Genomic DNA, 24,480 nt, shown 5'->3' with positions numbered 1-24,480 from the left:
ACAAGGACGCAGCACCTGCAAAACAGCTTGCAGCTACTGCATACGTTACCTAATACCTTAAGCAGCCAGCAGCGAACGCAACACGAACGGCAGAATCCCGCCGTGCTTGTAGTAGTCCACTTCGATCGGCGTATCGATACGCAGCAGAACCTGCACGCGCTTTTCCTTGCCGTCCTTGCCGTGAATCACCAGCGTCACTTCCTGCTGCGGCTTGAAGTCTGAACCCAGGCCTTCCACGTCAAACGTCTCTTCGCCGGTAATACCGAGCGATTGCACGCTATCCGAACCCTTGAACTGCAGCGGCAGAACGCCCATGCCGACCAGGTTCGAACGGTGAATCCGCTCAAAGCTGCGAGCAACCACAGCCTTCACGCCCAGCAGTTGCGTACCCTTCGCAGCCCAGTCACGCGAAGAACCCGTACCGTACTCTTCACCCGCAAACACAACCGTCGGCGTGCCCGCGTCGATGTACTTCATCGCTGCGTCGTAGATCGACTCTTGTTCGCCGCTCGGCTGGTGAATCGTCAGGCCGCCTTCCACGCGCGTGCCGTCTGCCTTCGCCGGGATCATCAGGTTCTTGATCCGGACGTTCGCGAACGTGCCGCGCATCATCACGTCATGGTTGCCGCGGCGCGAGCCGTAGCTGTTGAAGTCGGCCTTCTGCACGCCGTTTGCCTTCAGCCACTTGCCTGCCGGCGAGTCTTCCTTGATCGAGCCTGCCGGGCTGATGTGGTCGGTCGTGACCGAGTCACCGAAGATGCCCAGTGCGCGTGCGCCCTTGACCGGAGCGATGCTGTCGGCCGGCGTCATCGAGAAGTCCTTGCCGAAGAACGGCGGCTCAGCGATGTAGGTCGACTTCGGCCAGTCGTAGACTTGACCTTCTTCGCCTTCGATCTTGCTCCACAGGTCGCCCTTCTTGGTCAGCGACGCGTAGTTCTTGCGGAACGCGTCTGCGTCCAGCGCGAACTTGAGCAGCTCGTTGACTTCTTCGCTGGTCGGCCAAATGTCGCCCAGGTAGATGTCCTTGCCGCCCTTGCCCTTGCCGACCGGTTCGGTCATCAGGTCGCGCGTGATGTTGCCGGCGATTGCGTAAGCCACAACCAGCGGCGGCGAGGCCAGGAAGTTCGCGCGGATGTTCGGATGGATACGCGCTTCGAAGTTACGGTTGCCCGACAGAACCGCTGCCGCGACGATGTCGTTCTTCGTGATCGCTTCGTTCAGTTCCGGCGTCAGGTCGCCTGCGTTGCCGATACAGGTCGTGCAACCGTAAGCGGCCAGCGTGAAACCGAGCTTGTCGAGGTACTTCATCAAGTCGGTCTTCGTCAGGTATTCCGTGACGATGCGCGATCCCGGCGCCAGCGAGGTCTTGATGTGCGGCGCGACCGTCAGGCCAGCTTCCACAGCCTTCTTGGCCAGCAGACCAGCAGCCAGCAGCACGCTCGGGTTCGACGTGTTCGTGCACGACGTGATCGCGGCGATCAGGATGTCGCCGTTCTTCACGTCGACGCCGTTGCTCGTCGTGTATTGCGCGTCCAGATCTTCCGACTTCTTCGCAAAGCCGTTTTCTGCCACCGGCTTCGAGAACAGGTCGCTGAAGGTCGACTTCACGTGACCAATTTCGATACGGTCTTGCGGGCGCTTCGGACCTGCCAGCGACGGCGTCACCGTGCCGAGATCCAGCGTGACGACCTTGGTGTAGTCGATCTGGCCAGCCTTCGGAATACCGAACAGACCCTGCGCCTTGAAGTAGTTTTCGAAGGCGGAGATTTCTGCGTCGGTGCGGCCCGTGCCCTTGAAGTAGTCGATGGTTTTTTCGTCGACCGGGAAGAAGCCCATGGTTGCGCCGTATTCCGGAGCCATGTTGCCGATCGTCGCGCGATCCGGCAGCGACAGCGACTTCGTGCCTTCGCCGAAGAACTCGACGAACTTGCCGACAACCTTTTCCTTACGCAGCAGTTCCGTCACGGTCAGGACCAGATCGGTCGCCGTCAGGCCTTCGCGCAACTTGCCCTTCAGTTCGACGCCCACCACGTCCGGCGTCAGGAAGTACACCGGCTGGCCGAGCATGCCGGCTTCAGCTTCGATACCGCCCACGCCCCAGCCCACCACACCGATACCGTTGATCATGGTGGTGTGGCTGTCGGTGCCGACCAGCGAATCCGGGTAGTACACGGTGTCCGCGCCTTCGGCCTTCTTATGCACGCCGCGTGCGAGGTATTCCAGGTTCACCTGGTGAACGATACCGACGCCCGGCGGCACGACCTTGAACGTGTCGAATGCCTGCATGCCCCACTTCATGAACTGGTAGCGCTCGTTGTTGCGCTGGAATTCCAGTTTCATGTTCAGATCGAGCGCGTTTTTTTCGCGGAAGTGATCGATCTGCACCGAGTGGTCGACCACCAGATCAACCGGGACCAGCGGTTCGATCGACTTCGGATCCTTGCCCATGTGTTTCGCGACACCGCGCATTGCAGCGATGTCAGCGAGCAGCGGAACGCCGGTAAAGTCCTGCAGCACGACGCGCGACACCACGAACGGGATTTCGTCGACGCGCGCTGCGGTCGGCTTCCAGTTCGCGAGTTGCTCGATGTGTTCTTCGGCGATCTTCTTGCCGTCGTAGTTACGCAGCACCGATTCCAGCACGATACGGATCGAAACCGGCAGGCGGTCGATCTTGATGTTCAGTGCCTTGCCGAGTTGCGGCAGGGAGTAGAACTTGCCTTTGCCGGAACCGCTGTCGAATTCCTTGAGCGTTTTGTGGAGGTTGTGGGCCATGGTGTTTTCCTTGGTTTGATCGCGGAACTACTGTACTTAACTAGATGACGTACAAATCGACGTATTCATTGACCGGCATGGCTTCGAGCCTTGCCTGATCGAGCGACACGTCGAGAATCGCCAGTTGTTGCTTGACCGGAAAGCGGCGCGCGAGATTGGTCTTGAACTTCTCGACCAGCAACGGAATTCCGTCTTCGCGACGACGCTTATGACCGATCGGGTATTCGACTACAACTTCGTCGAACGTCGACCCATCGTTGAATTCGATCGTCAGTGCATTGGCGATCGAACGCTTCTCCGGATCGTGGTAATCCTTCGTGAACTGCGCGTCTTCGACACATTCCATCCCGGCGCGCAGCACATCGATACGCGCGTCCTGCGCGATCGAATCTTCATAATCCGCGGCCGTCAGACGGCCATGGATCAACGGCACGGCGATCATGTACTGAATGCAATGATCGCGGTCGGCCGGGTTGTTCAGGGGGCCCTTCTTGTCGATGATACGGATCGCGGCTTCGTGTGTGCGGATCGTGATCTTCCTGATGTCTTCCACTCGCTTGCCTGCTGCATTGAGTTGCGCATGCAGCGTCATTGCCGCTTCCACCGCCGTCTGCGCGTGGAATTCAGCCGGGAACGAGATCTTGAACAACACGTTTTCCATCACGTACGAGCCGTACGGGCGCTGGAATTTGAACGCATTGCCCTTGAACAGGACATCGTAAAAGCCCCACGTCTTCGCGGTCAGCACCGACGGATAGCCCATCTCGCCGGTCTTCGCGATCAGCGCAAGACGTACGGCGCGCGAAGTCGCATCGCCCGCGGCCCACGATTTGCGCGAACCCGTGTTCGGCGCGTGACGGTAGGTGCGCAGTGCATGCCCATCGACAAACGCCTGCGATACCGCGTTGATCAACTCATCGCGCGTCAAACCGATCAGTTGGCCGACCACGGCGGTCGAAGCCAGCTTCACCAGCAATACGTGATCGAGCCCGACCTTGTTGAACGAGTTTTCGAGCGCGATACAGCCTTGAATTTCGTGCGCCTTGATCATGCCGATCAACACGTCTTTCATCGTCAGTGGCTGTTTGCCTGCTGCGATGGCACTGCGCGAGAGCCAGTCGGCCGTCGCCAGAATCCCGCCGAGGTTATCCGACGGATGGCCCCATTCGGCGGCCAGCCATGTGTCGTTGAAGTCCAGCCAGCGGATCATTGCGCCGATGTTGAAGGCGGCTTGAACCGGGTCCAGCTGGAACGACGTGCCCGGCACCTTCGCGCCGTTGGGGACGATCGTGCCCGGCACAATCGGTCCCATCAGCTTGGTGCAGGCAGGATAGGTGAGCGCCTCGAGTCCGCAGCCGAGCGTATCGATCAGGCAGTTACGCGCGGTGTCTAGCGCGAGCGTGCTGTCGATCGGGAATTCCAGTACGTAATCGACGATATCGACCAGGACTAAGTCCGGGTCGGGTCGCACGTTGGAAATCGGAGCGGACATCGGGGAGCTTTCCTGATGTAACTGATTAGTTGCTGGTCTTGTCGATCGCGTTCGATTGCGTCGGAGCCGGTGCGCCTTGTTGCATGGCTACCGTCTTGCACTCGTCGGCCAGACGCGAGCTGTCCTTATCCGAGAACAGCATTGCCTTCGTCGGGATCACGACCAGGTCCATACCCGATGCTGCGTCGTGGAAGCGGTCTGCGCCCGTGGTGGTCGATTCGCGCGGCAGATTGTAGTTTTTGTTCGCCCAGTGAACCGTGACGATCTGGTCACGCTTCATGTCGCCCTTCAGGTCGAATGCCAGACCTTCGTTGCACGACCACTTTTCCGAACCTTCCGGCACCGGATCAACCTTCGCTTCCTTGGCCGGATTGGCCTTGCGCTTGATCAGGCGCTTCGGTTGCGGCTTCTTCGGCACAGCCTTGGCAGCCGGCGTGGTGGTGGTTTGTGCAGCGGCGTCCGTCGCAACGGTCAGCATCGTCGTGGACAAAGCGCCGATTACGGCGGCGATCAACAGCTTATTCATGGAGGAGAACCTTTCTATCTAGTTTCAGTTGAACAGTACGCGGGCTACCGGTCCTGGCAACCGCGAGGGTTGAACTGCACGCGCTTCGAAAGCGCACAGCGACCGCTATTTTCTCCTATTTAGCGCCACGAACTTCAAATTCTCTGGACCGGTGTAATTCGCACTCGGACGGATGATCTTGTTGTCGATCCGTTGCTCGATAATGTGCGCACTCCAGCCTGCCGTACGGGCGATCACGAACAGCGGCGTGAACATCGCCGTCGGCACGCCCATCATGTGATACGAAACCGCGCTGAACCAGTCGAGATTTGGAAACATCTTTTTCACATCTGCCATCACTGTTTCAAGTCGCTCGGCGATATTGAACAGCTTCAGGTTGCCCGCTTCCTTCGACAGCTTCTTCGCGATTTCCTTGATGACCTTGTTGCGCGGGTCGGAAATCGTGTACACCGGGTGACCGAAACCGATCACCACTTCCTTGTTTTCGACACGCTTGCGGATGTCGGCTTCGGCCTCGTCCGGCGTCTGATAGCGCGACTGGATTTCGAATGCGACTTCGTTGGCGCCGCCGTGCTTCGGGCCACGCAGCGCACCGATTGCACCGGTGATCGCCGAATAGATGTCCGAGCCCGTGCCAGCGATCACGCGGCCGGTGAACGTCGACGCGTTGAACTCATGCTCGGCATACAGGTTCAGCGACACATGCATTGCATCAACCCATGCCTTCGACGGCTCCACACCGTGCAGCAGATGCAGGAAGTGACCGCCGATCGAATCGTCATCGGTTTCGACTTCGATGCGCTTGCCGTTGTGCGAGTAGTGGTACCAGTACAGCAGCATCGAACCGAGCGAGGCCATCAACTTGTCGGCGATGTCGCGTGCGCCCGGCAGGTTGTGGTCGTCTTTCTCCGGCAGCACGGTGCCGAGTACCGACACGCCGGTGCGCATCACATCCATGGGGTGAGCAGCGGCTGGAATCCATTCCAGCGCGGCTTTGACATTTGCGGGCAGGCCACGCAGCGCCTTGAGTTTGGTCTTGTAGGCGGTGAGTTCGGCCTGCGTCGGCAGCTTTTCGTGGACCAGCAAATACGCGATCTCTTCGAATTCGCATGCGCCGGCGATGTCGAGAATGTCGTAGCCGCGGTAGTGCAGATCGTTGCCGGTCTTGCCGACCGTGCAAAGGGCAGTGTTGCCAGCCGCCACGCCAGACAGGGCGACGGATTTCTTCGGTTTGAAGGCGCTTTTAGATTCGTTCTCGCCTTGTGCACCGGCGGTTTGCGTCGTCTCGCTCATCTCCCGCAATCTCCTTTGTGCCTGCTCATTGTTTCCGGTTGAACCACACATTCGACGGCTGTTTCCTGCTGCGCGAGACGCGGCTCTGATTCGCTTGTACGGCGCCACGCGAAGCCGCCTACCAGCGCTGCCACGCCGACTGCTGCATTGGCCATCGTGCTCATCATGCGGCTTGCCCGTTAGCGCCCACTTTCGTGAAGAGCGGCGCAGCGTCTTGCGGGACGGCGCGACCCGTGGATTGCGCGCGACGCAGCACCGACCAGTAGTAGCGATAGCTCGCCCGGTCATGCAGCGTGTCGTGATAGCGCGTCGGCCCCCATTGCGCCGACTGCGCAGCCAGCAGAATTTCGGTAGCAGTGACGATTTCTTCGTCGCGCGGAGCAAACGCAGCGACGATCGCTTCGATCTGCGCCGGATGGATGCTCCACATGCGCGTGTAGCCGAACTCGTTGCGGGCGCGGGCGGCGTCGTTTGCAACCACGCTCATGTCGCGCACTTCGGTGCTGACGTTATGCGACGGCACCTTGCCGTACGCGTGGCAGGCCGCCGAAATCTCGAGCTTGGCGCGCCGCACCAGCGGATGATCGAACTGACCGGGCGAGCGCATGGCGGTGTCGGGAATCGCGCCGTCGTGCGCGGAAACAAAGTCCATCAGGCCGAAGCTCAGCGCCTCGACGCCGGGGAGCGCGGCCAGATCGAACACGCGCGTCAATGCGCCATGCGTCTCGACCAGCAGTTGCACCCGCACCGGCTGCGCGATGCCGAGTTCACGCCGCATCGCCTCGATGAACGCGACCATTTCGGCGGCATCGGGAACGTTGCGGATCTTCGGCAGGGTGATGTAAGCAGGCGCTCGCTTTGCAGCGCGCAGAATGAGACGGACGTCGTCACGCCAGTGCGGGTGATCGAAGTCGTGGATCCGCACGCCGACACGGCCGAAGTGGTCATGCTCGCTGCCCAGCAGCGACGCGACCAGCTCCGCGTGTTCGGCTTCGCGGCCGACCTGTGCACCGTCTTCGCAATCGAGCGTGATGTCGAACACCGGGCCGAGTTGCTGCTGCAATGCCAGTGATTTCAGCATCAGCTTCTCGCTGCCGGCGTAGTGATCGCAGGCAGGCAGCACAGCGGGCGGCACTTCGCCGTCAAACAGCACTTCGGCGGGTGTGAGGGCGCGCATCTTCGGCGTCAGGATTCTGGGTGGTCGGGTGGGTAAATCGGATTCGGACGCGTTCTGCTCGGCGATCAACCAGCCATGACGCAAAGCGCGTTCGAATCAGAGGCGAATACTGGCACGACAAATTGCGAAGTGAACCGCAATTTCGTGGGACGTACCTGCATTCGCACGTAAAAAACCGGAACCCGCCGCGATAAAGCTACGGAGTTCCGGTTCGTCTGCATCAGGGCTTAGCCGAGCAGATGTTGAACGCCTTCGCGCTCTTCGAGCAGCTCGTTCAGCGTGCCGTCCATCTTTTCGCGCGAGAACGCGTCGATTGCCAGACCTTCAACGCGCTTGTACTCGCCGTTTTCGCACGTAACCGGCACACCGTAGATGATGTCTTCCGGAATGCCATACGAACCGTCCGACGGGATACCCATCGTGACCCACTTGCCGTTCGTGCCGAGCACCCAGTCACGCACGTGGTCGATTGCAGCGTTAGCTGCCGACGCTGCCGACGACAGGCCGCGCGCTTCGATGATCGCCGCGCCGCGCTTGCCGACGGTCGGGATGAACGTGTTGCGGTTCCATTCTTCGTCGTTGATCAGCTTGGTCAGGTCTTGACCATCTGCCGTTGCAACGCGGAAGTCCGGGTACATGGTCGGCGAGTGGTTGCCCCACACAGCCAGCTTTTCGATCGAAGCGACCGGCTTGCCCGACTTGGCGGCCAGTTGCGACAGCGCGCGGTTGTGGTCGAGGCGCAGCATGGCGGTGAAGTTCTTCTTCGGCAGATCCGGCGCCGACTTCATTGCGATGTAAGCGTTGGTGTTGGCCGGGTTGCCGACCACCAGCACCTTCACGTCGCGGCTCGCGACTTCGTTCAGCGCCTTGCCCTGAACCGTGAAGATTTCGGCGTTTGCCGACAGCAGGTCTTTACGCTCCATGCCTTTCGAACGCGGACGTGCGCCGACCAGCAGGGCAACGTCGGCATCCTTGAATGCAACCTTCGGGTCGTCAGTGATCACGACACCCGACAGCAGCGGGAATGCGCAATCATCCAGTTCCATCACGACGCCTTTGACGGCGCCTTGCGCTTGCGGCAGGTCGAGCAGTTGCAGGATAACCGGCTGGTCCTTACCGAGCAGGTCGCCATTGGCGATGCGGAACAGTAGGGAGTAAGCGATTTGACCTGCGGCGCCGGTGACGGCAACGCGCTTTGCGGGCTTAGCCATTGAGAAATCTCCAGGACGATGCGTTAGACGCTAGGGAAAACGCCATTCTATATGTGCGTTCAGCGAAGCGTTGTGAAACACGGCGGAATTCACTGTTTGCGTACGGCCTCGGAATGTGCCGAGGCTGTGCGGCGCGCTGCGGCAAGACCGCCATGCCGGAAACCTGTACTGCTGGGCGGGGAGCGGGGCATCCTGGCGCCGGGTAGCCGCTGCACGATGCGGGCTCCTGCAAACAGCGCGTTTCGGCAAGCGTCTGACCAACGAATGGCGGCGAATCGAAACCTGGACTGCGTGGGAACAGCATGGCGCAGAGTGGCTGCCGGTGCGCTGCGGCGCTGTATTGCACAGTGCAAAACAGCCGCCGAAAAACCCGCAAACCCTTGCTCGACAAGGAGTGTAGGAGCCGTCAGACACAAAGTCAACATTATCTTATGTCTTATATAAGACATATCTGTTGCGGGGAAAACCCTAGACGCGGCCCGGCCCTTTATGATGAAATGCGCGGATGACTTCGAACCAGGCGAACACCGCGAATCCGAACGGCCATGGGGCCACGGGCGAGGGTGTATCCGCTGCCACGCCCGCCACGTCGCCCACTTTCAGCCCCTTGTATCAGCAGATCAAGGGCTTGATTACGCAGAGCCTCGAAACCGGCGAATGGAAACCTGGCGAGATCATTCCTAGTGAAGTCGAATTGGCGGCCAGATTCAAGGTCAGTCAGGGAACTGTGCGCAAAGCGATCGACGAGCTTGCTGCCGACAACCTGCTGGTGCGCCGCCAGGGCAAGGGTACTTTTGTTGCAACGCACAATGAAGACCGCGCCCAGTTTCGCTTCCTCAGATTACTGGCCGATGACGGCGCGGAACATCCGCACGTCAGCCGCCTGCTTGAGTGCCGGCGTTTGCGTGCTTCGGCGGACATCGCCCGGCAACTCGATCTGAAACCCGCCGATCCGGTGGTGTTGATCAAGCGCTTGCTGCAGTTCGACGGTGAAGTCACCGTACTGGACGAAATCTGGTTACCCGGCGCGGTGTTTCGCGGGCTCACGCTCGAGCGGCTGTCGGAGTATAAAGGTCCCCTCTACGCCATGTTCGAGACGGAATTCGGCACACGCATGATCCGCGCAACGGAGAAGATCCGCGCGGTCGCAGCTGATCCGGCAGTCGCCGATCTGCTGCATGTGCCGGCGGGTTTCCCGCTGCTTTCGGTCGAACGCGTCTCCTATACATATGGAGACCGGCCGGTTGAGGTGCGCCGTGGTTGGTATGTCACAACCGGGTATTACTATCAGAACGATCTGAGCTGAATCGGGACGAAAAAAGGCGTCGCGTCCCACACGCGCGCCTGTTTGAAGGCGCCTTTATCGCGCGCGCTGTAACGGACCTGTAGTGGTTTTCGCTGCAGCGCGATATAAAAAGGCGCTAAAATTGCGGATTAGTGTGACTACATAGTAGGGGTCTAGCATGGCTGAAGCCGTAAAAAAACCGAGGCCGGAATTCCGGAACATCGGTATCGGGCAGATTTTGACGGCATACCGTCTCCCGCTAGCGGGGCGCGTGTCCATCTTGCACCGCTTAAGCGGTGGGCTGCTTTTTGTTTTTCTTCCGTTCCTGCTGTACCTCTTCGATCAGAGCCTGACTTCCGAACTTAGCTTCGAAGTGTTCAAGGGCTTCCTCTCCAACATCATCGTCAAGCTCATCACGCTCGTTCTCGCGTGGGCCTTCCTGTTCCACTTCTGCGCGGGTGTCCGTCACCTGTTCATGGACACGAGCCACGGCCTCACGACCAAAGAGAAGGGCAAGCAAACCTCCATCGTGGTGCTGGTCGTTTCGTCGCTTCTGACGATTGCTTTCGCGCTCAAACTCTTCGGAGCATTCTAAAAAAATGGCAGCTAATAACCGAATCGGTCCGAAGCGTCTCGTCGTCGGCGCACATTACGGCCTGCGCGACTGGCTCGCCCAGCGCATTACCGCCTGCATCATGGCCGTCTACACGGTGATCCTGCTCGCGTGGTTCTTCGGCGCGCGCGATTTCTCGTATGACGGCTGGGCCTCGATCTTTGCAACGCAATGGATGAAGCTCGCCACGTTCGTCACGCTGCTGTCGCTGTTCTATCACGCGTGGGTTGGTATCCGCGACATCTGGATGGACTATGTGAAGCCCGTTGGCACGCGCCTGTTTCTTCAAGCGCTGACGATCGTCTGGCTGCTCGCATGTGCGGGCTACGCTGCGCAGATTCTCTGGAGAGTGTAAAAGAATGGCTGCAATCAAGAATTCTCTGCCGCGTCGCAAGTTTGACGTGGTTATCGTCGGCGCAGGCGGCTCGGGGATGCGCGCTTCGCTGCAACTCGCGCGCGCCGGTCTGTCGGTTTGCGTGCTGTCCAAGGTGTTCCCGACGCGTTCGCACACGGTCGCTGCCCAAGGCGGCATCGGCGCCTCGCTCGGCAACATGAGCGAAGACAATTGGCACTACCACTTCTACGACACGATCAAGGGTTCCGACTGGCTCGGCGACCAGGACGCGATCGAGTTCATGTGCCGTGAAGCACCGAACGCCGTGTACGAACTCGAACACTTCGGCATGCCGTTCGACCGTAACGCTGACGGCACGATTTACCAACGCCCGTTCGGCGGCCACACCGCCAACTACGGCGAAAAGCCGGTGCAACGCGCTTGCGCGGCCGCTGACCGTACGGGTCACGCGCTGCTGCACACGCTGTACCAGCAAAACGTGGCAGCCAAGACGCAGTTCTTCGTCGAATGGATGGCGCTGGATCTGATCCGCGACGCCGACGGCGACGTGCTTGGTGTCACCGCGCTGGAAATGGAAACCGGCGACGTTTACATCCTCGAAGGCAAGACCACGCTGTTCGCTACGGGCGGCGCGGGCCGGATCTTCGCAGCATCCACGAACGCGTTCATCAACACCGGTGACGGCCTGGGTATGGCTGCGCGTTCGGGTATCGCACTGCAAGACATGGAATTCTGGCAATTCCACCCCACCGGCGTGGCCGGCGCGGGCGTGCTGATTACCGAAGGTGTGCGTGGTGAGGGCGGTATTCTGCGTAACTCGAACGGCGAGCGTTTCATGGAACGCTACGCGCCGACGCTGAAGGATCTGGCGCCGCGCGACTTCGTTTCGCGTTCGATGGACCAGGAAATCAAGGAAGGCCGCGGCGTGGGTCCGAACAAGGATCACGTGCTGCTTGACCTGTCGCACATCGGCGCTGAGACGATCATGAAGCGTCTGCCGTCGATCCGCGAAATCGCCATGAAGTTCGCGAACGTCGATTGTATTAAAGAGCCGATTCCGGTTGTGCCGACCATCCACTATCAGATGGGTGGTATCCCGACGAACATCAACGGCCAGGTCGTTGGCACGTCGCGGGATCACAAGGAAGTCGTCAACGGTTTCTACGCAGTGGGCGAATGCTCGTGCGTGTCGGTGCACGGCGCAAACCGTCTCGGCACGAACTCGCTGCTCGACCTGGTGGTGTTCGGCCGCGCGGCCGGCAACCACATCGTCAAGCACGTGAAGGACATCAAGGAACACAAGCCGCTGCCGGCCGACGCAGGCGATTTCTCGCTGGCGCGTCTGAACAAGCTGGACAAGTCCACGTCGGGCGAATACTCGCAGACCGTTGCGGCCGACATCCGCTCTACCATGCAGGCGCACGCAGGCGTGTTCCGCACGTCGAAGCTGCTGGCCGAAGGTGTCGAGCGGATTCGCGAAGTGGCTGACCGTGTCGACAACATCTACCTGAAAGACAAGTCGAAGGTGTTCAACACGGCGCGTATCGAAGCACTGGAAGTGGAGAACCTGATCGAAGTGGCCCGCGCCACGATGGTTTCCGCCGAAGCCCGCAAGGAAAGCCGCGGCGCGCACGCGCAAGACGACTTCGAACATCGCGACGACGAAAACTGGCTGCGCCATACGCTTTGGTTCAGCGAAGGCGATCGCCTCGACTACAAGCCGGTTCAGATGCAACCGCTGACCGTCGAATCGGTGCCGCCGAAAGCGCGTACCTTCTAAGGCACAAGTCAAAGGAATTCAGAAATGGCCAAGCGTACATTTGAAATTTACCGCTACGATCCGGACAAGGACGCAGCGCCGCGCATGCAAACGTACGAGATCGAAATCGACTCGCACGAACGCATGCTGCTCGACGCGCTGCTCAAGCTGAAAGCGATGGACGAAACCTTGTCGTTCCGCCGTTCGTGCCGCGAAGGCGTGTGCGGTTCGGACGCGATGAACATCAACGGCAAGAATGGTCTGGCCTGCTTGCAGAACATGAACGACCTGCCGCAGAAGATCGTGCTGCGTCCGCTGCCGGGTCTGCCCGTTGTGCGCGACCTGATTTGCGACTTCACGCAGTTCTTCAACCAGTATCACTCGATCAAGCCGTACCTGATCAACGATACGCCGCCGCCGGAAAAGGAACGTCTGCAGTCGCCGGAAGAACGCGACGAGCTCGACGGCCTGTACGAATGTATTCTGTGCGCTAGCTGCTCTACGTCGTGCCCGAGCTTCTGGTGGAATCCGGACAAGTTCGTCGGCCCGGCTGGTCTGTTGCAGGCCTATCGTTTCATCGCGGATAGCCGCGACGAAGCGACGGGTGAACGCCTCGACAATCTGGAAGATCCGTACCGTCTGTTCCGTTGCCATACGATCATGAATTGCGTCGACGTCTGCCCGAAGGGCCTGAACCCGACCAAGGCGATTGGCAAGATCAAGGAATTGATGGTTCGCCGCGCAGTCTAGGATGAACACAGAAACATCGCATCAGTCCGACCCTCTCCGCCGCGCGCGCCTTCGCTGGCGCGCGCGGCGGGGCCTGCTGGAAAACGATCTGATCTTTGAACGTTTTTTCAGCCGATATGAGCATGACCTCAGCGATGCCGATGTTGGCGCTCTCACGCGCCTGCTCGAGCTGAGCGATAACGACCTGATGGACTTGCTGCTCGTTCGCAAGGAACCGGAAGGCGAACTTGCCGACCCGGATGTGATCCGGGTGCTGGAGCTGTTGCGGAATGCTTGAGCACCGCTAACGTCTTGAGCGCCGCTTGTCCGTTGTTCCCAGGCGTGCAAATTATCGAAACCCTGTTTCCATACTTCGATTGAGGATGTGCTATGACCCCGTCAGATGTTAAAGCCACGCTATCGTTCAGCGACAATTCGCCGAGCGTTGAAATGCCGATTTACAAGGGCACTCTCGGCCCGGACGTGATCGACATCCGCAAACTGTACGGCCAGACCGGCAAGTTCACGTACGACCCGGGCTTTATGTCGACGGCGGCGTGCAATTCGGCGATCACGTACATCGACGGTGACAAGGGCGAGCTGCTGTATCGCGGCTACCCGATCGACAACCTCGCGCAAAACGCCGACTTCCTCGAAACCTGCTATCTGCTGCTGAAGGGCGAACTGCCGAACGCGCAGCAGAAAGACGAGTTCGTGAACACCGTCACGAAGCACACGATGGTGCATGAGCAAATGCACTTCTTCTTCCGTGGCTTCCGTCGCGACGCACACCCGATGGCGATTCTGGTCGCTGCAGTCGGCGCGCTGTCGGCGTTCTATCACGACTCGCTCGACATCAACAATCCGCGTCACCGTGAAGTGTCGGCCATTCGCATGATCGCGAAGCTGCCTACGCTCGTCGCGATGGCGTACAAGTACAGCATCGGTCAGCCGTTTGCGTACCCGAAGAACGACCTGTCGTACAGCGCGAACTTCATGCACATGATGTTCTCGAACCCGTGCGAAGAGTACAAGGTCAACGACGTGCTGGTGCGTGCGCTGGACCGTATCCTGATCCTGCACGCTGACCACGAACAGAATGCGTCGACCTCGACGGTTCGTCTGGCGGGTTCGTCGGGCGCTAACCCGTTCGCGTGTATCGCAGCCGGTATCGCATGTCTGTGGGGCCCGGCGCACGGTGGTGCGAACGAAGCCGCACTGAACATGCTGGAAGAGATTGGTTCGGTCGACAATATTCCTGAGTTCATCAAGCAGGTGAAGGACAAGAACTCGGGCGTGAAGCTGATGGGCTTCGGTCACCGCGTCTACAAGAACTACGATCCGCGTGCGAAGCTGATGCGCGAAACCTGCCACGAAGTGCTGGAAGAGCTGGGCCTGCACGACGACCCGCTGTTCAAGCTGGCCATGGCGCTGGAAAAGATCGCTCTGGAAGACGAATACTTCGTGTCGCGCAAGCTGTACCCGAACGTCGACTTCTACTCGGGCATCGTGCAGCGCGCGCTGGGCATCCCGACGTCGATGTTCACGTGTATTTTCGCGATGGCACGTACGGTCGGCTGGATTGCACAGTGGAACGAAATGATCGCTGATCCGGAACAGAAGATTGGCCGTCCGCGTCAACTGTTCATCGGCGACACGCAACGCGAAGCGAAGCCGATTGCGCAACGCTAAGCGGTAGTCTTTGCGGCGCGTTTTATCGCCCAAGGGCGGTGAAATGCGTGCGGCCGGATGAATGAAAAACGCCCCAACGGGTTGACCGTTGGGGCGTTTGGTTTTGGATACGCGAAACTGCTGGTGGCAAATGGGGTCCGGGTAACATCCATACAGGTATCGTCACTACCACCCAACTCCCTGTTTTTTATCGGTTTTTTGCATGATTCATGGGCCCTAAGCGGGGTTCTGCGTGGCATAATCGACCGACACAGTCAGCCCGCAGTCATTACTACCCCGCATACCATGGCACAGACTCTCTACGACAAATTGTGGAACACACACGTGGTCCACACGGAAGAAGACGGTACGACGATTCTCTATATCGACCGTCACTTGCTGCACGAAGTCACCAGCCCTCAGGCGTTCGAAGGCCTGAAGCTGGCTGAGCGTCCGGTGTGGCGTATCAGCGCGAATCTGGCGGTGTCGGACCACAACGTCCCCACCACGGATCGCAGCCACGGCATTGCCGATCCGGTCTCCAAGCTGCAAGTCGATACGCTCGACACGAACTGCGACGCCTACGGCATTACGCAGTTCAAGATGAACGACCTGCGTCAGGGCATCGTGCACATCATCGGGCCGGAGCAGGGCGCTACGCTGCCGGGCATGACCATTGTCTGCGGCGACTCGCACACGTCCACGCACGGCGCGTTCGGCGCGCTGGCGCACGGCATCGGCACCTCGGAGGTCGAGCACGTGCTGGCCACGCAAACGCTCTTGCAGAAGAAGAGCAAGAACATGCTGGTGAAGGTCGAAGGCCCGTTGCCGCGCGGCTGTACGGCGAAAGACATCGTGCTCGCGATCATCGGCAAGATCGGCACGGCAGGCGGCACGGGCTATGCGATCGAATTCGGCGGTTCGACGATTCGCGCGCTGTCCATGGAAGGCCGCATGACGGTCTGCAACATGGCGATTGAAGCGGGCGCGCGCGCCGGCATGGTCGCTGTAGACGACACCACGATCGAATACCTGAAGGGCCGTCCCTTTTCGCCGGCAGGCGTCGAGTGGGATCACGCGGTCGAGTACTGGAAGCAGTTCAAGTCAGACGAAGGCGCGCAATTCGACCGCGTGGTCGAGCTGAACGCTGCGGAAATCGTGCCGCAAGTCACGTGGGGCACGTCGCCGGAAATGGTCACGGCCGTGGACGGCCGCGTGCCGGATCCGGAGCGCGAAAAAGACCCGGTCAAGCGCGATGCAATGGAGCGCGCGCTGAAGTACATGGCGCTCGAACCGAATGCGCCGATCGAATCCATCAAGCCGGATAAAATCTTCATTGGGTCGTGCACCAACGCGCGCATTGAAGACATTCGCGCTGCGGCATACGTCGTGAAGAAGCTCGGCCGCCGCGTTGCACCGAACATCCGTCTGGCCATGGTCGTGCCGGGTTCGGGTCTGGTGAAGGCGCAAGCGGAACGTGAAGGCCTCGACAAGGTCTTTACGGATGCCGGTTTCGAATGGCGTGAGCCCGGTTGCTCGATGTGTCTCGCAATGAACGCCGACCGGTTGGATCCGGGCGAGCGTTGCGCATCCACGTCGAATCGTAATTTCGAAGGTCGTCAGGGCGCCGGTGGCCGTACCCACCTCGTGAGCCCCGCGATGGCTGCTGCAGCGGCTATCGAAGGGCATTTCGTCGATATTCGCAAGCTTGGATAAACACGCATGATGAAGAACATGAATCGCACCACTCTTTTGCGGCGTTTCGCACTCGGTACCCTGGCCGGGCTATTGCTCGGTCTGGCCGGCTGCAACACGGTGCACGGATTTGGCGAGGACATGTCGCACCTCGGCAATTCGATCAGCAATCACGCTGACAAATAAGCGGTTTTTGATTTTTGCCGGCGATGCGCCGGGCGGTTTTCCGGCCGTCACGCGCATCGCCCGGTCTCGAAACAGGCGCAAGCGTCATGGATAAATTCATCGTACACACCGGCGTCGTGGCGCCGCTCGATCGTGAGAACGTCGACACGGACGCGATCATTCCGAAGCAATTCCTGAAGTCGATCAAGCGCACGGGTTTCGGTCCGAACGCGTTCGACGAATGGCGCTACCTCGACCACGGCGAGCCGGGTCAAGACAACTCGAAGCGTCCGCTGAACCCGGATTTCGTGCTGAATCAGCCGCGCTATCAGGGCGCTTCAGTGCTGTTGGCGCGCAAGAACTTCGGTTGCGGCAGCTCGCGTGAGCACGCACCGTGGGCGTTGGAGCAGTATGGTTTCCGCGCAATCATTGCGCCGAGCTTCGCCGATATTTTCTACAACAACTGCTTCAAGAACGGCGTGCTGCCGATCGTGCTGACCGAACAGCAAGTCGATCACCTGTTCAACGAAACGTACGCGTTCAACGGCTTCAAGCTGACCGTCGACCTGGAAGCGCAAGTCGTGCGCACGTCGGACGGTAGCGCCGAATATCCGTTCGAAGTGGCAGCGTTCCGCAAGTACTGCCTGCTGAATGGCTTCGACGATATCGGCCTCACGCTGCGTCATGCTGACAAGATTCGCCAGTTCGAAGCCGAGCGGATCGCGAAGCAGCCGTGGCTGAATCACCGCATCGTCGGGTAAGGCCTTATAGGCCCGAGAGCCCACCGGCTCGCTGATTCACGCTTAGAAAAGTCTCGAAGAAAATCATCAAGGAAACTCGCATGAAGATCGCAGTCTTGCCGGGCGACGGCATCGGTCCCGAAATCGTCAAGGAAGCCGTCAAGGTCCTGAACGTGCTGGGCGAAAAGTTCGAACTCGAAGAAGCGCCGGTTGGCGGCGCGGGTTACGAAGCGAAGGGCCATCCGCTGCCCGATTCGACGCTGGCGCTGGCGAAAGAAGCCGATGCGATCCTGTTCGGCGCCGTTGGCGACTGGAAGTACGACTCGCTCGAACGTGCGCTGCGTCCGGAGCAGGCGATTCTCGGTCTGCGCAAGCACCTGCAATTGTTCGCGAACTTCCGTCCGGCAATCTGCTATCCGCAACTCACGGGCGCTTCCTCGTTGAAGGAAGAGATCGTTTCGGGTCTCGACATCCTGATCGTGCGCGAACTGAACGGCGACATCTACTTCGGCGCGCCGCGCGGCGTGCGTTCGTCGCCGGATGGGCTGTTTGAAGGCGCGAAGGAAGGTTTCGACACGATGCGTTATTCGGAACCCGAAGTGCGCCGCATTGCGCACGTCGCGTTTCAGGCCGCACAAAAGCGCCAGAAGAGGCTGACGAGCGTGGATAAGGCCAACGTGCTTGAAACGTCGCAGTTCTGGCGCGACGTGATGATCGACGTGTCGAAGGAATACGCTGACGTCGAGTTGTCGCACATGTACGTGGACAACGCGGCGATGCAACTGGTCAAGGCGCCGAAGGCGTTCGACGTGGTTGTGACCGGCAACATGTTCGGCGACATTCTGTCGGATGAAGCCGCGATGCTGACGGGCTCGATCGGCATGCTGCCGTCGGCATCGCTCGACAAGAACAACAAGGGCTTGTACGAGCCGTCGCACGGTTCCGCGCCGGATATCGCCGGCAAGGGCGTGGCGAATCCGTTGGCAACGATTCTGTCGGCCGCGATGATGCTGCGCTATTCGCTGAACAAGGCGGAACAGGCGGATCGCATCGAAAACGCGGTGAAGAGGGTGCTGGAGCAAGGCCTCCGCACGGGCGATATCCTGACGCCGGGTTGCAAGCAGGTCGGCACCGTGGCGATGGGCGATGCAGTGGTCGCCGCGCTGTAAGGCGCTTTGAAGCACTTGGTAGTTAGGCCGCTAAACAGTCTTCAAAGCGACCTTTAAAACGCGAATTGGCCTCGAAACAGGCCGATTCGCGCGCAATACGGACGATAGCGGCAGACGATCACGTCGCCAGATTCCGGTTTTCGTGTATATTGTAGCGATGGCGCACATGGCTCAAATCTCCTCGATTTCGAAACTGCACGGCAAAACGGCCCGTGTGGTTGAGCTCGCCATTACCATCAAAGCGCTCATTAAAACGATTACCCCGAAAACGATCACGAAACGCTGATCGTCCGTCGTGCCCGCTCATCTTCCCCGCGCGGTCACTGCGGGCAAAGATGCGGGGAAGTTTCCATTCGAAGGGTATGAAGTCATGAACGTAGGTCTCGTAGGTTGGCGCGGTATGGTCGGCAGCGTCCTGATGCAACGTATGCAGCAGGAAGGCGATTTCGACTTGATCGAACCGGTGTTTTTCAGCACCAGCAACGCGGGCGGCAACGCGCCGTCGTTCGCCAAAAACGAGACCAAGCTCAAAGATGCGACAAGCATCGAAGACCTGAAGAAGTGCGAAGCGATCATCTCCTGCCAGGGCGGCGATTACACGAATGAAGTGTTCCCGAAGCTGCGCGCAGCGGGCTGGAACGGCTATTGGATCGACGCGGCCTCGTCGCTGCGCATGAAAGATGACGCGGTCATCATTCTCGATCCGGTCAACCTCGACGTGATCAAGAATGCGCTGGTCAAGGGCCAGAAGAATTTCATCGGCGGCAACTGCACGGTCAGCCTGATGCTGATGGCGCTGGGCGGCCTGTTCCGCGAAAACCTCGTCGACTGGATGACGGCCATGACGTACCAGGCCGCTTCGGGCGCGGGCGCGCAAAACATGCGCGAACTGCTGCAGCAAATGGGCACGCTGTACGGCGCGGCCAAGGAAGACTTGGCGGATCCGTCGTCGGCGATTCTCGACATCGACCGTCGCGTGCTGAGCGCCATGAACAGCGACCGTATGCCGACCGACAACTTTGGCGTGCCGCTCGCCGGCTCGCTGATTCCGTGGATCGACAAGGATCTCGGTAACGGCATGTCGAAGGAAGAATGGAAGGGCGGCGCGGAAACCAACAAGATCCTCGGCAAGCCGGCAATGGGCACGCCGGGTTCGATCCCTGTGGACGGCCTGTGCGTGCGGATCGGCGCAATGCGCTGCCACTCGCAGGCATTGACCATCAAGCTGAACAAGGACGTGCCGCTGGACGAAGTGAACAGCATCCTCGCGTCGGGTAACGACTGGGTCAAGGTGGTGCCGAACGAACGCGAAGCATCCATGCGCGATCTGTCCCCGGCCGTGGTCACGGGCACGCTGACTGTGCCGGTTGGCCGTGTGCGCAAACTGGCGATGGGCGGCGAATATCTGTCGGCCTTCACGGTCGGCGATCAACTGCTGTGGGGCGCGGCAGAACCGCTGCGTCGCATGCTTCGCATTGTGCTCGACAAGTAAAGTAAACTACGCGCTCACGACGCGTAGAAAACTCAAAAAGCGTCGCGCTTGCGCGGCGCTTTTTTCATTGTGTGCTCCGATTATCTTGTCTCTTTTCAACCGCAAAAAAGGGCTGCGCGCTGACGCGCCTGGAGTCCCGATGAACCTTCGACTCTCTTCCCTTCGGGCTATGTCTATGCATCAAGGTATGGGCCGGCTGATGGCCGTGGCCGCTTTGGCGTTCGCGCTGGCGGGCGCCGGTATGGGTAGCGCGGTGGCAGCGCCGGGAGACGCCGCGAGCGCGCCCGAGGGCGCTTCCGCTTCTTACGCCGCCGGGAGCCAATATACGGTGCGGCCCGGGCAGTCGTTGAACGACGTGGCGATCGCCGTCACGCAATCGCACGACAAGGGGACGCTCGCACGCGCTTCGCGCGCGCTGTTCGAGGCGAATCCGAACGCCTTCATGAGTCATGACCCGAGCCGGATGCGCGTCGGCGCGCTATTGACGATCCCGGCACTGGATGCGACTGGCGCTCCGGCGGCTTCTGCGCCGGTTGTGGGGTCTGCGTCTGCGGCGTCATCGGCCGCTACGGCTGCGGCGGCTTCCGCGCCGGACGCGGCGGCGGTTGGTGCTGCTGTCGGCGCCGCGAGCGGCGTGGCGCAGGTCAACGCCGCGGCAGCGAGCGCGGCAAGCGCTGCGGCTCAGGCTGCCACGCCTGCGGTTTCAGGGACGGTCAGCTCGACGGCTGAAGCCGGCGCGGCGACGCCGGGTAGCTCGGCAGCGGCCGGCGCAGCCCCCGTAGCCGGCTCACAGGCTGCAGGCGTGTTGCCGGGCAGCGGCGCACATGTCTGGTCGGGCGCGATCCAGCCTTCGGCCAGTGAGGCTGCCGAAGGGGCGTCGGCGGCTGCCACAGCCGCAGCGGCGGCCGGCGCACAACCGGCATCGCAACCGCGTGCGCAGGTTTCGAGCTTGCAGCAATTGCTCGCGCTGAAAAACCGCGTGCTGATGGAACTGCAGAAACATGGCATCGGTGGTACGCCGGCTGCGCCGGTCCCGCCTGCTACAAACGGTGCGCAACCGGCCGCCGGCGCTTCGTCTGCGGCAGCCGTTCCCGGTCATGGCAGCGCGCCGGTTTCCACGTCGACCGACGCCGGCATCTCGCAGACGAATTTGAGCATCGCGGCGGCGATCGGCGCGGCGTTGGTCGCGCTGCTGGCCGCTTTGCGTCTGGGTCGACGTAAGCGCGTAGCTGTTGCCGCGACAGGCGGCTCCTCGCTGGCGGAGGACGCAGCGGCGGCTTCCGCGCGAGCGGCTGCGTCGCAGGATGTCGATTCGACGCACGAAGCGTCAGACGTAAGCGGCGAAGCGGCAGCAGGGCATGCAGCGGCATTGGCGCCGACTGACCACGAGACCGCTGGGGATGAAGCGGCGGCGCGTGAAGCCGCGGTACGCGAGGCAGCAGAGCGAGAAAATGCAGAGCGCGCGGCGACCGAACGCCAGGCGGCGGAACGTGCAGAAGCGGAACGCGCTGCGGTGGAGAAGGCAGAAGCCGAACACGCAGCTGCGTCACAGGCTGCGGCGGAGCGCGCCGAAGCTGAACGCGCGGAGGCAGACAAAGCTGCGGCTGCGCGTGCGGCAGAAGATCATGACGCGGCGCAACGCGCCGCAGCAGAACACGAAGCCGCTGCTCACCAACCGCTCACAGGCTTGCCCGCACAAGACCACGACGCGTTCCAACACGCATCGCAGGAAATCCACCCGACACCCGCGCCGTTCGAAGCTACGCAACCGAGCCCGGACACCGAACCTCTTCCCTCGGCCCATCACGAAAACCTCGACGGGGCGACCACGGCTGCGAGCCTCGCAGCGGCCGCGGAACTCGGTGCCGAAGCATTGCCGCTGACGCCGCTTGAACCGATCGACGAGAGCTTCCAGCAAGAGGTGCCTCCGCACCGTCTGCAATGGGACGACGAGCCGGCATCGAGCGCGCCGGCCACGCCGTTGGCAGAGCCGACGAATGAGCCGCTTGCAGAGTCGTGGAGCCATCAGGACACCCCGCCCCCGGTTATCGACTTCACGCGGCAGCAGGCCGAACCGCACACGACTTCGCAGTTCGGTCAGCCGCACGGCGAGACGCTGGCGCCCGATACTTCAGTGTCGGCAGTACCCGCGGCCCAACAGGACGCAGCCCACGTCGAACCGACGCACCAACCGTCCTACGAACCACAACCGCAGTCAAATCAGCACGCCGAACCCGCGACGCCCGACGGCGCACCAAATTTCGAACCGGCACCCATCACGCCAGTTCAGCCCGCGCTATCCGTGCCAACCGAGTTCCCGCGCGATGCCCTCGACGCATTCAGCAGTCTCAACATGCCATTGCCGCCGCGCGTCGAATCGACCGACGACGAAGCGGTGAGCGTACCCGGATCGCTTGCGATACCACCGATTGCCTCCCCGGAAATCACGGCGCAACAAGCCGTGGCGCCGCACGATCCGGACGACTTCCCGCATGTCGCTGACGAAATCGCCGCCGGCACCGCAGGCCATGCAGCCGTCGCGGGCCTTGGTGCGGCCGGCTTCGGCGCGCTGAAGCTCGATTTCGACCTGGAGCTGCCGCCGAGCCCAGCTCAGCCGTTGCCGGTTTTCACGCGAGCGGATCTCAGCCGCATCGCCCGCAACAAGCTCGATCTGGCCGCCGAATATATCGACCTCGGTGATCTGTCCGGCGCGCGCACGCTCATCAACGAAGTGATCGAAGCGAACGATCCGGCCACGCGCACCGAGGCTCGCGCGCTGCTCTCGACGCTCGCGCCTTTGTCGTGAAGCGTATTGCGTTAGGCGTCCAGTACGACGGCTCGGCATTCTGCGGCTGGCAGTCGCAGCCGCACGGCAAGACTGTGCAGGACGAGCTCGAACGGGCGTTGCGCGAGTTCGCGCAAACGCCTGTGCAAACCGTTGTGGCTGGGCGCACGGATACTGGCGTGCACGGCCTCGGTCAGGTCGTGCATTTCGATACCGAACTCGATCGCACTGACTTTTCGTGGATTCGCGGCACCAACGCCTTCCTGCCGAAGACGATTGCCGTGCAGTGGGCCAAGCCGATGCCCGACGAATTCCACGCGCGTTTTTCGGCGTTCGAACGGACCTATTACTACGTCCTGTACGTCCATCCGTTCCGCTCGCCAATGCAGGATACGCGAGCCGGCTGGGTACACACGCCGCTCGACGTCGAGGCCATGCGGGCCGCCGCGGCCCATCTGATCGGCGAACACGATTTTTCGGCATTCCGTTCGTCACAATGCCAGGCGAAAACGCCGGTCAAACATCTGTACCAGATCGACGCGCGGCAACAGGGCGACTTCATTCATTTCCGCTTTCGGGCGAACGCATTCCTGCATCACATGGTGCGTAACCTGATGGGCTGTCTCGTCGATATCGGCCGGGGACGCCATCCGGCCGAATGGATGGTCGAGGTTCTCGCCAGCCGCGATCGCGACTGTGCCGCGCCGACCTTCATGCCTGACGGCCTGTACCTGGCGCAGGTGGGCTATCCTGAGCAATTCGCCGTGCCCGCGCCGCAGACCGGCAGCGTGCCGTGGAGTACCGTATGGACCGAGCAAGCGCAAACATGAAATCAACTGAAAATCTGGCAGCCGAAGCAAACGCCGGCGCGCAGCAGCATGCCGCGCCGCATCGCACGCGCATCAAGTTGTGCGGCCTGTCGAAGCCGGAAGACGTGTCACTGGCGATCGACCTCGGTGCCGACGCGATCGGCCTTGTGTTCTACCCGCCGAGCCCGCGTTCGGTGAGCGTCGCGCAAGCCGTCGAGCTGGTGCATGACGTGCCGCCGTTCATATCGGTAGTCGGCTTGTTCGTGAACGCAACGCCGGACTGGATCCGCGAAGTTGCCAGCAATGTCGGGCTGACGCTGCTGCAGTTCCACGGCGACGAAACCGCGGAGCAGTGCGAATCCCTCGCCAGCGTTGCGGGTTTGCCTTGGTTGCGCGCTTTGCGAGTCGCGGCGGATACTCAACCGGCAGATTTGGTAAAATCAGCGCTTAACTATTCAGCAGCCAGCGGCCTTCTGTTCGACACCCATGTCGAAGGCTATGGCGGCGGCGGGAAGGTTTTCGATTGGTCACTTATTCCAGCAGAGCTCGCGCGTCGGGCCGTTTTGAGTGGTGGGTTGAACGCGCAAAACGTCAGTGATGCGATCCATCGCGTGCGCCCGTACGCGGTCGATGTCTCGAGCGGCATCGAAGTGCCGGGCGCCAAGGGCGTGAAAGATCACGCCCGGATGGCGGCGTTCGTACGCGCAGTGCGCGCAGCGGACGCTGAATGATTCAGGCG

At 60.9% G+C, this 24,480-nt stretch carries 21 protein-coding genes; 15 read left to right on the top strand and 6 right to left on the bottom strand.

Going from position 1 to position 24,480, the window contains the following annotated elements; genetic code table 11:
- Nucleotides 1–57 precede the first annotated feature (57 nt).
- From acnA to KHO30_RS01215, 6 genes are all read right to left on the bottom strand, one after another.
- A complete protein-coding gene (acnA, locus tag KHO30_RS01240) occupies nucleotides 58–2,775 on the bottom strand; it encodes an aconitate hydratase AcnA (protein WP_211699801.1) in 2,718 nt (905 codons plus the stop codon).
- 40 nt (nucleotides 2,776–2,815) lie between these two features.
- Nucleotides 2,816–4,267, bottom strand: a complete 1,452-nt coding sequence (locus KHO30_RS01235; protein WP_211699800.1) for a bifunctional 2-methylcitrate dehydratase/aconitate hydratase — start codon at nucleotides 4,265–4,267, stop codon at nucleotides 2,816–2,818.
- 25 nt (nucleotides 4,268–4,292) lie between these two features.
- Entirely contained in the window at nucleotides 4,293–4,793 is a 501-nt protein-coding gene (locus KHO30_RS01230) for a hypothetical protein (RefSeq protein WP_200617449.1), read from the bottom strand.
- A 105-nt stretch (nucleotides 4,794–4,898) separates the two neighbouring features.
- Nucleotides 4,899–6,086, bottom strand: a complete 1,188-nt coding sequence (gene prpC, locus KHO30_RS01225) for a bifunctional 2-methylcitrate synthase/citrate synthase (protein ID WP_211699799.1) — start codon at nucleotides 6,084–6,086, stop codon at nucleotides 4,899–4,901.
- 163 nt (nucleotides 6,087–6,249) lie between these two features.
- Nucleotides 6,250–7,263 (bottom strand): HpcH/HpaI aldolase/citrate lyase family protein, encoded by a 1,014-nt coding sequence (locus tag KHO30_RS01220; RefSeq protein ID WP_211699798.1) that lies wholly within the window; start codon nucleotides 7,261–7,263, stop codon nucleotides 6,250–6,252.
- Between the two features lie 227 nt (nucleotides 7,264–7,490).
- Nucleotides 7,491–8,474, bottom strand: coding sequence for a malate dehydrogenase (locus KHO30_RS01215; protein ID WP_211699797.1), 984 nt, complete (start codon nucleotides 8,472–8,474; stop codon nucleotides 7,491–7,493).
- 505 nt (nucleotides 8,475–8,979) lie between these two features.
- Between KHO30_RS01215 and KHO30_RS01210 the strand changes: the two genes are divergently transcribed.
- The 15 genes from KHO30_RS01210 (at nucleotide 8,980) to KHO30_RS01140 (ending at nucleotide 24,472) form a co-directional block, all read left to right on the top strand.
- Entirely contained in the window at nucleotides 8,980–9,780 is an 801-nt protein-coding gene (locus tag KHO30_RS01210; RefSeq protein WP_054034789.1) for a GntR family transcriptional regulator, read from the top strand.
- A gap of 157 nt (nucleotides 9,781–9,937) precedes the next feature.
- Nucleotides 9,938–10,354, top strand: coding sequence for a succinate dehydrogenase, cytochrome b556 subunit (sdhC, locus tag KHO30_RS01205; RefSeq protein WP_054034790.1), 417 nt, complete (start codon nucleotides 9,938–9,940; stop codon nucleotides 10,352–10,354).
- Nucleotides 10,355–10,358: 4 nt separating this feature from the next.
- The gene (sdhD, locus tag KHO30_RS01200) at nucleotides 10,359–10,727 is read left to right on the top strand and encodes a succinate dehydrogenase, hydrophobic membrane anchor protein (RefSeq protein ID WP_054034791.1); all 369 of its coding nucleotides are present in this window, start codon (nucleotides 10,359–10,361) and stop codon (nucleotides 10,725–10,727) included.
- A gap of 4 nt (nucleotides 10,728–10,731) precedes the next feature.
- Complete coding sequence (sdhA, locus tag KHO30_RS01195) at nucleotides 10,732–12,507, top strand: succinate dehydrogenase flavoprotein subunit (RefSeq protein WP_093634934.1); 1,776 nt, start codon at nucleotides 10,732–10,734, stop codon at nucleotides 12,505–12,507.
- A gap of 24 nt (nucleotides 12,508–12,531) precedes the next feature.
- Nucleotides 12,532–13,236, top strand: coding sequence for a succinate dehydrogenase iron-sulfur subunit (locus KHO30_RS01190; protein ID WP_054034792.1), 705 nt, complete (start codon nucleotides 12,532–12,534; stop codon nucleotides 13,234–13,236).
- Between the two features lies 1 nt (nucleotide 13,237).
- Complete coding sequence (locus tag KHO30_RS01185; RefSeq protein ID WP_074289032.1) at nucleotides 13,238–13,513, top strand: FAD assembly factor SdhE; 276 nt, start codon at nucleotides 13,238–13,240, stop codon at nucleotides 13,511–13,513.
- A 92-nt stretch (nucleotides 13,514–13,605) separates the two neighbouring features.
- Nucleotides 13,606–14,907, top strand: coding sequence for a citrate synthase (gltA, locus tag KHO30_RS01180; RefSeq protein WP_028196113.1), 1,302 nt, complete (start codon nucleotides 13,606–13,608; stop codon nucleotides 14,905–14,907).
- 285 nt (nucleotides 14,908–15,192) lie between these two features.
- Nucleotides 15,193–16,602, top strand: a complete 1,410-nt coding sequence (leuC, locus tag KHO30_RS01175; protein WP_154557951.1) for a 3-isopropylmalate dehydratase large subunit — start codon at nucleotides 15,193–15,195, stop codon at nucleotides 16,600–16,602.
- A gap of 6 nt (nucleotides 16,603–16,608) precedes the next feature.
- Nucleotides 16,609–16,767, top strand: a complete 159-nt coding sequence (locus tag KHO30_RS01170; protein WP_028196115.1) for an entericidin A/B family lipoprotein — start codon at nucleotides 16,609–16,611, stop codon at nucleotides 16,765–16,767.
- An 86-nt stretch (nucleotides 16,768–16,853) separates the two neighbouring features.
- Nucleotides 16,854–17,507 carry a 3-isopropylmalate dehydratase small subunit gene (leuD, locus tag KHO30_RS01165; RefSeq protein ID WP_154557949.1) on the top strand — a complete coding sequence of 218 codons (654 nt, stop codon included), beginning with the start codon at nucleotides 16,854–16,856 and terminating at the stop codon, nucleotides 17,505–17,507.
- Nucleotides 17,508–17,587: 80 nt separating this feature from the next.
- On the top strand, nucleotides 17,588–18,655 hold the full coding sequence (leuB, locus tag KHO30_RS01160) for a 3-isopropylmalate dehydrogenase (protein WP_211699796.1): 1,068 nt from the start codon (nucleotides 17,588–17,590) through the stop codon (nucleotides 18,653–18,655).
- A gap of 370 nt (nucleotides 18,656–19,025) precedes the next feature.
- Nucleotides 19,026–20,147, top strand: a complete 1,122-nt coding sequence (gene asd, locus KHO30_RS01155; RefSeq protein ID WP_027805102.1) for an aspartate-semialdehyde dehydrogenase — start codon at nucleotides 19,026–19,028, stop codon at nucleotides 20,145–20,147.
- Between the two features lie 169 nt (nucleotides 20,148–20,316).
- On the top strand, nucleotides 20,317–22,953 hold the full coding sequence (locus tag KHO30_RS01150) for a motility hub landmark protein FimV (protein ID WP_425312886.1): 2,637 nt from the start codon (nucleotides 20,317–20,319) through the stop codon (nucleotides 22,951–22,953).
- Nucleotides 22,950–23,762 (top strand): tRNA pseudouridine(38-40) synthase TruA, encoded by an 813-nt coding sequence (gene truA, locus KHO30_RS01145; protein ID WP_211699794.1) that lies wholly within the window; start codon nucleotides 22,950–22,952, stop codon nucleotides 23,760–23,762. Before KHO30_RS01150 ends, truA begins: the two co-directional genes overlap by 4 nt.
- Nucleotides 23,759–24,472, top strand: a complete 714-nt coding sequence (locus KHO30_RS01140; protein ID WP_054034795.1) for a phosphoribosylanthranilate isomerase — start codon at nucleotides 23,759–23,761, stop codon at nucleotides 24,470–24,472. Before truA ends, KHO30_RS01140 begins: the two co-directional genes overlap by 4 nt.
- Nucleotides 24,473–24,480: the final 8 nt, after the last annotated feature.

The organism is Paraburkholderia aspalathi (assembly GCF_905220735.1).
Lineage (GTDB): Bacteria > Pseudomonadota > Gammaproteobacteria > Burkholderiales > Burkholderiaceae > Paraburkholderia > Paraburkholderia aspalathi.
The sequence above is the reverse complement of the archived record's forward strand: the minus strand, read 5'-3'. Positions and strand labels throughout refer to the sequence as shown.

Bases quoted from the DNA above. Each gene is read 5' to 3' on its own strand.
- acnA (WP_211699801.1), bottom strand. From the start codon at position 2,775: ATGGCCCACAACCTCCACAAAACGCTCAAGGAATTCGACAGCGGTTCC.
- KHO30_RS01235 (WP_211699800.1), bottom strand. From the start codon at position 4,267: ATGTCCGCTCCGATTTCCAACGTGCGACCCGACCCGGACTTAGTCCTG.
- KHO30_RS01230 (WP_200617449.1), bottom strand. From the start codon at position 4,793: ATGAATAAGCTGTTGATCGCCGCCGTAATCGGCGCTTTGTCCACGACG.
- prpC (WP_211699799.1), bottom strand. From the start codon at position 6,086: ATGAGCGAGACGACGCAAACCGCCGGTGCACAAGGCGAGAACGAATCT.
- KHO30_RS01220 (WP_211699798.1), bottom strand. From the start codon at position 7,263: ATGCGCGCCCTCACACCCGCCGAAGTGCTGTTTGACGGCGAAGTGCCG.
- KHO30_RS01215 (WP_211699797.1), bottom strand. From the start codon at position 8,474: ATGGCTAAGCCCGCAAAGCGCGTTGCCGTCACCGGCGCCGCAGGTCAA.
- KHO30_RS01210 (WP_054034789.1), top strand. From the start codon at position 8,980: ATGACTTCGAACCAGGCGAACACCGCGAATCCGAACGGCCATGGGGCC.
- sdhC (WP_054034790.1), top strand. From the start codon at position 9,938: ATGGCTGAAGCCGTAAAAAAACCGAGGCCGGAATTCCGGAACATCGGT.
- sdhD (WP_054034791.1), top strand. From the start codon at position 10,359: ATGGCAGCTAATAACCGAATCGGTCCGAAGCGTCTCGTCGTCGGCGCA.
- sdhA (WP_093634934.1), top strand. From the start codon at position 10,732: ATGGCTGCAATCAAGAATTCTCTGCCGCGTCGCAAGTTTGACGTGGTT.
- KHO30_RS01190 (WP_054034792.1), top strand. From the start codon at position 12,532: ATGGCCAAGCGTACATTTGAAATTTACCGCTACGATCCGGACAAGGAC.
- KHO30_RS01185 (WP_074289032.1), top strand. From the start codon at position 13,238: ATGAACACAGAAACATCGCATCAGTCCGACCCTCTCCGCCGCGCGCGC.
- gltA (WP_028196113.1), top strand. From the start codon at position 13,606: ATGACCCCGTCAGATGTTAAAGCCACGCTATCGTTCAGCGACAATTCG.
- leuC (WP_154557951.1), top strand. From the start codon at position 15,193: ATGGCACAGACTCTCTACGACAAATTGTGGAACACACACGTGGTCCAC.
- KHO30_RS01170 (WP_028196115.1), top strand. From the start codon at position 16,609: ATGATGAAGAACATGAATCGCACCACTCTTTTGCGGCGTTTCGCACTC.
- leuD (WP_154557949.1), top strand. From the start codon at position 16,854: ATGGATAAATTCATCGTACACACCGGCGTCGTGGCGCCGCTCGATCGT.
- leuB (WP_211699796.1), top strand. From the start codon at position 17,588: ATGAAGATCGCAGTCTTGCCGGGCGACGGCATCGGTCCCGAAATCGTC.
- asd (WP_027805102.1), top strand. From the start codon at position 19,026: ATGAACGTAGGTCTCGTAGGTTGGCGCGGTATGGTCGGCAGCGTCCTG.
- KHO30_RS01150 (WP_425312886.1), top strand. From the start codon at position 20,317: ATGTCTATGCATCAAGGTATGGGCCGGCTGATGGCCGTGGCCGCTTTG.
- KHO30_RS01140 (WP_054034795.1), top strand. From the start codon at position 23,759: ATGAAATCAACTGAAAATCTGGCAGCCGAAGCAAACGCCGGCGCGCAG.